General features: G+C 31.3%; 9 protein-coding genes and 1 tRNA gene. 5 read left to right on the top strand and 5 right to left on the bottom strand.

Going from position 1 to position 12,812, the window contains the following annotated elements:
* Positions 1–95: 95 nt before the first annotated feature.
* The 3 genes from glgB to IQ05_RS06220 are packed head-to-tail and all read right to left on the bottom strand — an operon-like array spanning position 96 to position 4,740.
* Positions 96–2,003, bottom strand: a complete 1,908-nt coding sequence (gene glgB / locus IQ05_RS06210) for a 1,4-alpha-glucan branching protein GlgB (protein ID WP_144891096.1) — start codon at positions 2,001–2,003, stop codon at positions 96–98.
* 38 nt (positions 2,004–2,041) lie between these two features.
* Positions 2,042–3,322, bottom strand: coding sequence for a glucose-1-phosphate adenylyltransferase (locus tag IQ05_RS06215; protein ID WP_144891098.1), 1,281 nt, complete (start codon positions 3,320–3,322; stop codon positions 2,042–2,044).
* On the bottom strand, positions 3,319–4,740 hold the full coding sequence (locus IQ05_RS06220) for a glycogen synthase (RefSeq protein ID WP_144891100.1): 1,422 nt from the start codon (positions 4,738–4,740) through the stop codon (positions 3,319–3,321). Before IQ05_RS06220 ends, IQ05_RS06215 begins: the two co-directional genes overlap by 4 nt.
* Before the next feature lie 140 nt (positions 4,741–4,880).
* Here IQ05_RS06220 and IQ05_RS06225 point away from each other — a divergent pair, with 140 nt between their 5' ends.
* Positions 4,881–5,744, top strand: a complete 864-nt coding sequence (locus IQ05_RS06225) for an alpha/beta fold hydrolase (RefSeq protein WP_144891102.1) — start codon at positions 4,881–4,883, stop codon at positions 5,742–5,744.
* A 20-nt stretch (positions 5,745–5,764) separates the two neighbouring features.
* On the top strand, positions 5,765–6,151 hold the full coding sequence (gene msrB, locus IQ05_RS06230; protein WP_144891104.1) for a peptide-methionine (R)-S-oxide reductase MsrB: 387 nt from the start codon (positions 5,765–5,767) through the stop codon (positions 6,149–6,151).
* A 46-nt stretch (positions 6,152–6,197) separates the two neighbouring features.
* Here the strand turns inward: msrB and IQ05_RS06235 are convergent, their stop codons facing one another.
* A complete protein-coding gene (locus IQ05_RS06235; protein ID WP_144891106.1) occupies positions 6,198–7,823 on the bottom strand; it encodes an amidase in 1,626 nt (541 codons plus the stop codon).
* Positions 7,824–8,090: 267 nt separating this feature from the next.
* Between IQ05_RS06235 and IQ05_RS06240 the strand changes: the two genes are divergently transcribed.
* Genes IQ05_RS06240 through IQ05_RS06250 form a run of 3 tightly spaced genes read left to right on the top strand, consistent with a single transcriptional unit; the run spans position 8,091 to position 12,269 of the window.
* Positions 8,091–8,870: a GLPGLI family protein gene (locus IQ05_RS06240; protein ID WP_144891108.1), complete on the top strand. Its 780-nt coding sequence runs from the start codon at positions 8,091–8,093 to the stop codon at positions 8,868–8,870.
* A 3-nt stretch (positions 8,871–8,873) separates the two neighbouring features.
* On the top strand, positions 8,874–9,632 hold the full coding sequence (locus IQ05_RS06245) for a GLPGLI family protein (RefSeq protein ID WP_144891110.1): 759 nt from the start codon (positions 8,874–8,876) through the stop codon (positions 9,630–9,632).
* Positions 9,633–12,269, top strand: coding sequence for a hypothetical protein (locus IQ05_RS06250; RefSeq protein WP_144891112.1), 2,637 nt, complete (start codon positions 9,633–9,635; stop codon positions 12,267–12,269).
* A gap of 408 nt (positions 12,270–12,677) precedes the next feature.
* Here the strand turns inward: IQ05_RS06250 and IQ05_RS06255 are convergent.
* Positions 12,678–12,763 (bottom strand) — tRNA-Leu (locus IQ05_RS06255).
* Positions 12,764–12,812 lie beyond the last annotated feature (49 nt).

Consider the following 12,812-nt stretch of genomic DNA (forward strand, 5'->3'; position numbering starts at 1 on the left):
TTAAAACATGCTATTTATTAACGAAAACGTTATATATAATTATTGATATGCACCATCCATTTTTTTAAATAAAAATTAAAGTTTGAACACAAATTTTATACAATCTGGAAAGCAATTACACTCAATGGAGGAAGAATCAAAGCAACCGAATAATCTCTACCATCGTAAGGAATACTTTGAATTAACATTCTCTTAGAGTTTTGAACACCGCTTCCTCCATAAATAGTCTCGTCACTATTAAATATAGATTGTAAATTACCCGATCTTGGAATACCAATGGTATAGTTTTCTCTAACCACTGGCGTGAAATTACACACAACAACTAAATCATCTTCTTGATTATTTCCTTTTCTGATAAATGAAAAAACTGCATTTTGATGATCCGAATAATTAATCCATTCAAAACCATCAGGAGTAAATTGTTTTTCATACAATGCAGGTTGCGATTTATACAATGTATTCAAATCTGTAATGATCTTTTTAATTCCTTTGTGAAAAGAAAATTCTAATAAATACCAATCTAAGCTTTTTTCAAAATTCCATTCGCTACTTTGACCAAATTCTCCGCCCATAAACAAAAGCTTGGTACCTGGATGCATGAACATATAGGCATATAAAAGTCTAAGATTTGCAAATTGTTGCCACTCATCACCGGGCATTCTTCCTAAAATAGATTTTTTGCCATAAACCACTTCATCATGTGATAGTGGTAACATAAAATTTTCTGTAAAGGCATATGTCATGGAGAATGTTAACTCATTTTGATGGTATTTTCTATAAATAGTATCTTTTTTAAAATAATCCAAAGTATCATGCATCCAACCCATCATCCATTTCATCCCAAAACCTAAACCACCTATAAAGGTAGGTCTTGAAACCATTGGGAATGATGTACTTTCCTCTGCAATGGTTTGAACACCCTCGTAATTAAGATAAACTGCTTCATTAAACTCTTTAAGAAAACTGATTGTATCCAGATTTTCTCGACCTCCGTAAATGTTGGGCTCCCACTCTCCTTTTTTTCGAGAATAATCTAAATACAACATGGAAGCGACTGCATCTACACGCAATCCATCTGCATGGTAATGCTGTAACCAAAACAAGGCATTACTGATCAAAAAAGAACGAACTTCATTGCGTCCATAATTAAATACCAAACTTTTCCAATCTGGATGGTATCCTTTTCTTCGATCTGGATGTTCAAAAAGATTAGAACCATCAAAAAATCCTAAACCATGTGCATCATCTGGAAAATGAGATGGCACCCAATCCAGAATCACTCCTATTCCCTCTTGATGTAATTTATCTATCAAATACATGAGATCTTGAGGATTTCCAAATCTAGATGTTGGCGCAAAATATCCTACTAATTGATATCCCCAAGATGGATCGTATGGATACTCCATTATAGGCATAAACTCTACATGAGTAAACCCCGTTTCTTTGAGATATTGAACTAAATCAAGTGCTAATTCTTGATACGACAGAAAACTATTATCCTCAACATGACGTTTCCACGACCCCAAGTGCATCTCATAAACAGAAAAAGGTTTGTCTAAAGCATTATTTTCTTTTCTGTTTTGCATCCATTTTGCGTCGTTCCAATCGTAATCAAGATCCCATACAACAGAGGCTGTTTTTGGCGGTTGCTCACAAAAAAAAGCAAATGGATCTGCTTTTTCAGTGACAACTCCATCAATGCTAGATTGAATTTTGTACTTGTAAATAGCTCCTTTTTCAATATTTGGAATAAAACCTTCCCAAATTCCTGATGAATCCCACCGTACGTTTAATGAATGCGAATGTTGCTGCCAAAAATTAAAATCCCCTACAACAGATACTGAATGAGCCGATGGTGCCCAAACTGCAAAGTAAACCCCTTGCACTCCATTCAAAGACATCATGTGCGCTCCTAATTTTTCATAAAGACGAAAATGCTTGCCAGCTTTAAACAAATCAATATCAAAATCAGTAAAAATGGAGTGTGTGATAACAGTATTCATATAGGTATTGTATACATGTAAATGATGTGGAATTTAAACTATTTAATACTAAAATTATCTGGTATTACAGCTCCTTTTTTTATAACAACAATACCGTCTTTAATAGCATATAAATCCGTAGAAAAATCAGAGAGATGGTTGCCACCGTTTATGTGGACATCATTTCCTATTCGGCAATTTTTATCTACTAATGCATTATTGATATAACACCTTTCACCAATTCCTACTAATAGTTTGCCATTAGTAACATCAGCATCCATCTCATCAATGTTTTGATAAAAATCATTTCCCATAATGTAACAATTCTGAATAACTGTTCCAGTGCCTAATCTTGAACGAATTCCTATCACAGAATTGTTTATTTCTTTGGCATTCAAAATACAGCCTTCAGATATCAAAGAACGTTCAACCATGGTCTTTTGAAATTTAGAAGGTGGTAAAAGTCTCGGTCTAGTATAAATTTTATTGGTATCATCAAACAAATTAAACTTTGGTAAATCTTCTGTAAGACCAATGTTAGCTTTAAAGAAAGAATCTATGTTTCCAATATCGGTCCAGTATCCTTCATATTGATAACTTAGTATTTTTTTATGACCCACTGCTTGGGGAATAATTTCTTTTCCAAAGTCTTTTGTTTCCTTATTTGACATGATGTCTACTAACAAATCTTTGTTAAAGATGTAAATCCCCATTGAAGCGAGGTAATGCTTACCCTCTTCTTTCATTTGGTCACTCACATCAGATTCCCAATCTGGCAATAATTCTTTAGCCGGTTTTTCAATAAAAGATTCAATACAACTTTCGGCATTCGTTTTTAAAATCCCAAATTCAGGTGCATCTTTTGCATTAACGGGTAAAGTTGCAATGGTAATATCGGCTTGTCGCTTGATATGTTCTTCAACCATCTCATTAAAGTCCATTTGATACAATTGATCCCCAGATAAAATCAATGCATAATCAAACTCATGGTTTAAAAAATGGGGCATACATTGTCTTACAGCATCTGCAGTGCCTTGAAACCAAGTTGGGTTATCTGGAGTTTGCTCCGCAGCCAATATATCAACAAAAGAATGACTAAAAATACTAAAGTTATAGGTGTTTTTTATGTGAGCATTTAAGGAAGCCGAATTGAATTGAGTCAATACAAATATTCTATAAATATCTGAATTCATACAATTTGAAATAGGAATATCTACCAATCTATACTTCCCTCCAATGGGCACAGCAGGTTTAGATCTCGACTCTGTTAAAGGATATAATCTGGAACCTTGTCCACCACCTAAAATAATTGCAATAACATTTTTCTTTTTAGCGTTCATTTTTTGTCAATTATAGTATTGTACATTTCTAAATATTCTTGACAGACACGTTCCCATGAATTGTCTGTGTTCATTCCTCTCTCAATAACTTCATTAATTGCTTCTTTGTTTTCAAAAAGCTGTTTTGCACGCCTTATCGAATAACAAATATCCACAACAGATGCCTGATCATGACAAATACCGTTTCCATCATCACCAAAATCAATTACAGTATCTCTTAATCCTCCTGTTCTTCTCACAATTGGAATTGTCCCGTAACGCATAGCATACATTTGATTTAGTCCACAAGGCTCCACTCTTGATGGCATTAACATAAAATCAGAACCTGCATAAACTAAATGCGCTAAAGCTTCATTGTAACCAATACTGGCATTAAAATTACCTTTAAATTCCGGAATAAGATTTTTTAATCTGTCCTCAATGGTTGCATTTCCAGACCCTAAAACAAAAATGTTGATTTCATTGGCATGTTCTTTCAAGGCAAAGAATGCTGCGTCTGGTAGCAAATCACCTCCTTTTTCATCAAATAATCTTCCTATAAAACTAAAAAGTGGTTTTGTTGCATCTAGATTAAAAAGTGAACAAAGCTTTTCTTTATTGGCCTTTTTTCCAGTTTCAAAGTCAGCTATAGAATAATTTTTCTCCAGCATAGCATCCGTCATCGAATTCCAAATCTCTACATCTATTCCGTTCAAAATACCTTTAGATTTGTATCTAACATTTTGAAAAAGTGATTCTAAACCATTAGCAAAACCATTTATTTCGTCTAAATAACTAGGAGAAACAGTAGTAACTCCACCTGCACATTTTACGGCTACAGCCAATGAATTAATGCAATGATCCCATTCCAAAACATTTTTATGAATTAAATCAAACTCTGGAATGTAATTCATTTTTTCAAACCCAAATTGTCCTTGGTACAAACCATTATGAATTGTAATCACGGTGGGAACTGCTCGGAGTTTTTCATATTTAAAGCTGTACAACATCATAAACGGAATTAAACCTGTATGATGGTCATGGCAATTGATAATATCTGGAATTGTATCTCTATTTGAAATAAAATCTAAAGCAGCGATCTGAAAAGCCAAAAAGCGTTCTATATCATCCGGAAACCCGTACACTTGCTTCCTATCAAATAATTCAGGGATAGCAACCAAATACAATTCAAATCCTAATTTATTTGTTGACTCTTTATGAACACTAAAAGGAAAATTTAAATTCCCTAAAGATACATTGCCTTTAAAAACAGTTTCAAATGCATTTTCATTCATAAAAACCACATCATATTCTGGAATAATAACCCGAACTTCATGACCTGCTTTAGTTTGATATTTTGGTAAGGCTCCTACAACATCGGCAAGACCACCAACTTTTGCAACGGGAAAACATTCAGCGCTAATATGAAATAACTCCATGAATAAAATTTGTGTTAAAAATACTTTATGTTAAAAAAACATTTAATTTTCATTTAAAAATTGAAAAAAAAGTACTTTTATGTTTTACTAAATTTAGTAAAAAAATTACAAAAAAATAATCCTATCGAAAATTTAGTATAATGACAAAAAAGAGTACCGTTCATACACAATCCTTAAAAATTCCCACGATAATTTTACACACTTGCAAATTAATCGCTTTTTTTTCTCCAAAACTAGTTACACTATTTGCTGCAAAATTGTTCACTACACCTACAAAATATAAAGTTCCCAAAAGAGAACTCACAATGGAAAGTAAAAGTTTAAAAAGTAGTTTACACATTCCTGCAATCAACAAAGAAATTGTGCTCTATGAATATGGAAAAAGTGATAGGAAAATACTACTAGTTCACGGTTGGTCAGGTCGTGGCACGCAATTATTTAAAATAGCAGATGCCCTTTTGCAAAAAAATTATAAAACAATAAGTTTTGATGCGCCTGCACATGGAAAATCTAACGGCTCATCTGGTGTTATGACTGATTTTATAGCTTCTATACTTGAAATTGATAAAATACATGGTCCGTTTGATGGTATTGTTGGTCATTCATTAGGAGGAATGTCAGTATTAAATGCTATAAAAAATGGAATCAAAGTCAACAAAGGAATTATTATAGGTAGCGGAGATGTTGTCTCTGACATAATAAATGATTTTATAGCAAAACTAAAACTAGACCCAAAAATAGGTCTGTCTTTACGAGCTCACTTCGAAGAAAAATACAAGGATGATATGAATAATTATTCGGCATCTCATGCAGCAAAGGAAGTACATATCCCTGTTCTAGTCATTCATGATGAAGATGATCCTGAAGTTCCAGTAAGCGCTGCCCATAATATTCACAATCATTTAAAAAAAGGGGAATTATTAATAACAAACGGACTTGGTCATCGAAAAATATTAGGGAATTCGAAAGTAATTGAAGTAACAATAGCATTTTTAGAAAAATAAGAACATTAAAATATATCATTATGAAATATCCAATAGAAAAAACAGAAGAAGAATGGAAAGCACTTTTAGGAGAAGAAAGATACAGAATTTTACGTCTCAAAGGCACCGAATATCCACATACAGGAACGTTCAATTTGCACTTTGAAAAAGGAACCTATACCTGTGGAGCTTGCAATGAAAGTTTATTTGAAAGCAATGCAAAATTTGATGCGCATTGCGGATGGCCTTCTTTTGACGAATCAATACCCGGAAAAGTACAGTATATTGATGATGTATCTCACGGAATGAAACGTACTGAAATTTTATGTGCCACTTGCGGTAGCCATTTAGGACATGTTTTTAATGATGGCCCTACAAAAACAGGTCAAAGATATTGTGTAAATTCGCTCTCTATCAACTTTAAGTAAATGATAAAAAGGGATTAAGTACGAATGACTTAATCCCTTTTTCAATTTAACTCAAGAAAGAGGCCTTGTATTTTGGTACTGCTCTTTTTTTGGTGGCTTGCTCATACGCATATCCTAAAGAAATTAACAAGCCTTCGGTATACGGTTTACCAAAAAAGGAAAGCCCAACAGGTAATTCATATACCTGCCCACAGGGAACTGTGATATGAGGATAACCGCTCATTGCAGCTGGTGAAGTTAAGGAATAAGTTCCCCAACGGTCACCATAAATAGTGTCAATACTGCATGAAGGCCCCATTGTAATTCCGCAAATGGCATCAAGACTATTTTGAGCCATGACTTCATTCAATATTTTTTTACTTCTATTAAAACTCTTTTCTAGACTATCTTTATATTCAGAAGCATTTAAATCTTTTTTCAAATTAGAACTCAATAAAGTTTCTTGCTTAAAATAAGGCATCGCTTTATCTTCGTTTGCACTATTAAAATCAATGACGTCTTTTAAAGTTTTTATTTTAGCATTTGCGGTAGCTAAATACTGATTGAGTCCATCCTTGAATTCATATTGCAAAACTTCAAACTCAGCTTGTCCTAATGCATTAATTTTATCTATATAATCAATTTTTACAACCGTAGCCCCTTGCTTCTCTAATAATTTAATAGCGTCATCAAAAAGAGCATTTATATATTGATTCTCTCCTTGCGGTTTATTTTCAATACCAATTCTCTTTCCTTTTAATCCGTCTAATTTTAAGAAAGAACTATAATCAGTTACAGATTTTCCTTTACTTTCAAGAGTTACAAGATCTTTTTGATCTAAAGAAGCTAATACACCTAATAAGATAGCAGCATCAGATACTGTTCTAGCCATAGGTCCAGCTGTATCTTGCGTTTTAGAAATAGGAATAATCCCAGAACGACTCACTAAACCTACAGTGGGCTTAATACCTACAATTCCATTAACCGAAGCCGGACAAACAATAGAGCCATCTGTTTCTGTACCTACCGCCACTACACACAAATTTGCCGAAACTGCTGTTCCTGAACCCGCACTTGAACCGCAAGGGTTATGATCCAGAAAATAAGGATTTTTAGTTTGACCGCCTCTACTACTCCATCCTGATGAAGATTGTGTTGATCTAAAGTTGGCCCATTCACTTAAATTGGTTTTACCAATGATTACTGCGCCTGCATCTCTTAACTTTTTCACAACAGTTGCATCGTTAGAAGCTATGTTCCCAGCCATTGCCAAAGATCCAGCCGTTGTTTGCATTTTATCAGCCGTGTCAATATTGTCTTTAATCAAAACGGGGATTCCATGCATTGCACCACGGCTTTTTCCAGCTTTATGTTCTTCGTCAAGTTGTTTTGCAATGGTTAAAGCATCTGGATTAACCTCTATTACTGAATTGAGTTTAGGACCCTTTTTATCTATTTCTTCAATTCGATTCAAATACAAACGCACCAATTGCTCCGATGTAAATGTCCCTGATTTCAATTTAGATTGCAAAGAAGTAATTGATTCTTCATCAAGATCAAAACTCAAATTAAACTCCTCTCCAGAAGCTGATGTATTTTTATCATTAGATTTAGACTCGCAACCAGTAACCAAAAAAGTATTTATTCCAATGGCAGCAATAGCCGATGAAGCCAAAAAAGATCTTCTTTTCATAAAAATATATATTTTTTATTTTTTATCTAATGTAGTAAAATATTAATCAAGAGCGTAAACAATTTAAAATGATTTTATGACACTAAAAAAACTAAACTATTAGTATTTTAAAGATTAGTTGTACTAATACATAACAATATTATAATTTTACATCAAAAAAGTAATATATTCGATATTCTAATAATTCGTTTTATAATACAATTCAAAATATAAAAAAATAGAATAGCAAACACCTCGTTTAATTTATTTAAAATTTAATATTTCTTCATGAAAAAAATAGGTATCCTTTTCATCTTTCTTAATTTTTTAAATGTTGTAACGGCACAGTATAAGATTGAATATGATTATGTAATTACCAATCAATTACCCGGTAATGTCAGTATTGTAAGAGCCAATACTTTTTTAGTTACTGATGGTATCTATTCAAGATTTGTAAAAAACCGTGTTTTTAATGGCGTAGTAGATGTGAAATTTGAAAATTCAATGACTGATTTAGAGGAAAGTGCTAATAAAAGTAATAAATATGCAAAAGGAGATAGTTTAGGGTACGTGATTGCCAAAAACTTTAGTAAAGATTCTATCTATATGAGACTTTTAAATGACAAGTCTGAATATGTAAAAATACCACGAAAAATGGTGAAATTTCAATATGAGATAATAGAGGAATATAAATCAATTTGCAATTATAAATGTCAAAAAGCATTAGTGAATTTTGAAAATAGGCAATTTGAACTTTGGTTTACAAATGAAATTCCTATCAGTGACGGCCCATGGCTATTTCAAGGATTACCAGGGCTTATATTAGAAATTAAATCTACCGATAACCTTCATTTATATCTTGCCAGAAGTATCAACAAAACAAAACCTTTAGACAGTTCTACTACAACTTTTCCATTCAAGAAAAAGATTGACTTAGAAACCTATCAAAAAAGGTATTTAGAAATTGAAGAAAATAAATTTAAGTTTAATAAGGCGCAAGGGGATCCCAATGTAAAATTTACAGTTACTCTAAACAACCTTGATATTCCTAGAACGGTATTTGAATAAAAAATGAAAAAACTACTGATACTATTATTATTAACTTGTAATTGTTACAGCCAATATAAAATTGAATACGATTACACAAGTGAAACAAATGACAGTTTTGGCAATGCTAAAACCATTTCTAAATGTTATTTATATACAGACAATTCTAGATCTAAATTTATCAAGGACAGAGTAATAAATGGTGGTTATGAACAAGAGTTGCAATATCCTAATAAAGATTTAGAAGAAAAATTTAAATCAGAGGATAAAGGGATGGTATATGGTGACAGCATAGGATATGTGGTTACAAAATTCATGGAATCAGATTCTATTTACTTACGAACCTCAGGAGCCATTCTTGTTAAAGAAAAATTAGAAAAAATAGATTTTAAAATTCAAGACGAATTTAAAACTATAAGTACCTACAATTGTCAAAAAGCAATTGCATCAGTTTATGGTCGTGAGTTCGAAATTTGGTTTACTAGTGAAATAGCAATTCATGATGGCCCATGGAAATTATCAGGTTTACCGGGTTTAATTATTGAAGTACACAGCACAGATAGAAATCATAATTTTTATTTTACATCTATAAAAAAAATGTCTAGTAGCACATATCTATACAGTTTACCAACATTCAAAAAAATAGAAGATCGTGCTGAAAGAATTAAAGCTAGAATAAAAAGTGTGGAAACTCAATTTAAATATAAAAAATCTAAAAATCCAGATTCTGATTTAAAAATGACCATCAACGATTTAGATTTACCCATAATAGAATTTAAATAAATGAGGATAACAGGAACATTATTAGTTTTTGTAATCTTTACAATAAGTTTAAAAGCACAAATTCTTAAAGGCAAAATTACATCATCGGACCAAATAGACCTTATAACTGCAAGTGTTATAATTAAAGATTCAGCTAATGCCAGAGGCATTAAAGAATTTACAGTAGCCAGAAACGGTGCATATGAAATTAAACTTACCAAAGCATATAAAAACCTATATATTGAAGTAACCGCAAATAATTATGCTAAAGTAGGTCATACCATATTGAACCCTCAACAAGGTACAACCTATACACATGACTTTACATTAAACCACGAGACCACAATACTGCTAAAAGATGTAAAAATTTTTGCAAAAAAAAAGGCTTATACCGAGGTGAAAGATACTGTCAATTTTAATGTGGCGTCTTATAAAGATGGATCTGATAGAAAAATACAAGACATCATTAGGAAACTACCCGGAATGGAAGTAAATGACAATACAGGTGAAATTAAATACAAAGGTAAAGCTGTAGAGACAGTACAGCTAGACGGCGATGATCTTTTTAGTGGCAATTACACAATTGGCACCAAAAATATTAATGTAGACATGATTGATAAAGTTCAAGCACTTGAGAATTTTTCGAGCAACAAACTTTTAAAAGGTCTAGAAGGCGATGGAAAAGTAGCATTAAATCTTAAACTTAAAAAAAATATCAGAGACATCTCAGGAAGTTTGAATTCATCTTTAGGAACTTTTAAAGAAATGAAAACTGCTATAGACACTGACATTAATTTCTTAACACTATCCTCAAAAATTAAATCCTTTGGCACTATTAGTTTTAATAATGTTGCTGTCAACTATTCGCCATTTGATTATTTTGGCAATTTTAGAACACAAAATGAAAATATCAACACTGCTTTTAAAAATAGCAAAATTATATCTGAATTTAGCTATATAAATATGCTGGATAATAAAAGAACTATACTTAATAATTCCATATTTGCCAACTACAATATCTCTTTAAAAACAGGACTAAACACTACTTATAAATCAAATTTTTATTTTGTTAAGGATCTTATCAATTCTTTAAGTCTAAACGAGACTAACAACTTGATAAACAATCAAAAATTTACAACAAGTGATAAAATAAATGCAGATAAAAAACCAATATTGTTTCGAATGGATTTTGATGTTAAGCATTCTATTTCAAACACATCAACTATTGATTACTACTTTATCATCAATAATGAAAAAATCAATACTTCTTCTTCATTATTTCAAAATGAAAAAGACTTTTTTAATACTGAATTACAAACCGAAAATTTATTTTTAAAATCTAAAGTTCAGTTTACAAAGAGAATATCAGATAAAAAAGCAATTCAAATTACATCACATCAAACATTTGATAATCTATATCAGAATTTCAAAACACAATCGCAAACATCCGATGTAAGTGCCATCCAAGGCATTCAAAAAAGAAAAGCGTTTTTTGATCTTCAAGCTAGTTACCTTGGCAAAATAAAAAGAGCTAAATACAATTCAATTCTCGGAACTGAATTGATATCAAATCCGCTCTACTCAGACCTAAAGACAGAAGAAAATCCATTAGAAAATCCAAATATAAATGATATTGATTTCATTAAAACTAAAGTTTTTTTTAATAACAAGTTAGATTATGACTGGGGAAACATACTAATTATTTCTAATTTTAATAACACTATACTTCATCAGGCTATTAAAAATAAAGTCTCAAACACCGAAATCAAAAGCACCGCGATTTTAATTGAGCCAGACATTAGTTTAAGCTATAAATTCAGTAGAGTATCTAGTTTTAATGTAAGTTTAAGTTCAAAAGTAAATCCTTTGATTGACAATTACAACTATTCAAATGACATTCTTGTTAGCAACAGAACCACAATAAAAAACAATCTTGATTTACAGCTACAAAGAACAGCTTACTATGCAATCGGTTACAATTTATATGACCTGTCAAAACAATTTTTAATGAATGTAAGTATAAATTATTCTGAAAACAAAGGTAATTTTTTCTCCAATCTAAATATTGATCAAAACAATTCACAAATAGCCTTTTTGTTCTTAGAAGAAAAATTCAGTACTGTAGATTTAAATTTTAAAATAGAAAAGTATTTACCATTTCTACAATCCACGATAAGATTTAGAACTCAATACAATATATATGATTATAAAAATCTCATCAATAATTCTGAATTACGAAATAATATAAGTAAAAGCAGTAGGAATGAACTATTTTTGAAGTCAGCTTTTGATGGCCAACTTAATTTTCAAAATATTCTTCAATTCAATTTGACTAAAAATAAAACGAATGCTAATGCTAGTTTTGAAAACCAAGATTTGAATAATGCATTCAAACTATTTTATACTCCTAATAAAAAATGGTTTTCCAGTTTAACATATGATTTTTATAAAATAAACAAGAAAGCCAATTATTCTTTTCTCGATTTGTTAGTTAAATATATTCCTAAAAACAAACAATTCAGCTACAGTTTCAATGCAAAAAACATTTTAAATAACGAGCGCTTTATTGAAATTCGCACATCAGATTATTATACAAGTAATTATACAACTAATATTGTTCCAAGAAGTTTAATTATCACTTGTAATTATAGCTTCTAATTTAGAAAGGCCATCAAGTATGATAACTAATACTAAATAATTTTTGCATTATGATTAATACAAAATTTCACGAAAATTAAAAATACTTACAAGTTAAAGTTTAATAATGAAATATTTCCTCAACTGAATAAAAACTAGGCTCCAGTCATGTAAGTAAATACTAAAAAAAGTATATCCAGACATCATTGAATTTAAATTTAACCCTTTGACAGAATGTTAAGAGTCAATTTGACTTTTTTTTGATACTTACCAAACTAATTATAGGAAAATTTTTCTATTATAATTGAACAAATTTTAAATTAGCAGATCAAATACAGGAGCAGAAAAAAAAGCATCCTTAAAATAACAAAATAAAACACTTCCTCTAAACAAAAAAACTCCAACACGACTGTGTTGGAGTTTTTAAAGTACTCAGAGCGGGACTTGAACCCGCACGAACATTGCTGTTCACTGGATTTTAAGTCCAGCGTGTCTACCAATTTCACCATCCGAGCGATGTTGTGGTACCTCCAGGGATCGAACCAGGGACACATGGATTTTCAG

Source organism: Flavobacterium tiangeerense (assembly GCF_007830355.1).
Classification (GTDB): Bacteria; Bacteroidota; Bacteroidia; order Flavobacteriales; family Flavobacteriaceae; genus Flavobacterium; species Flavobacterium tiangeerense.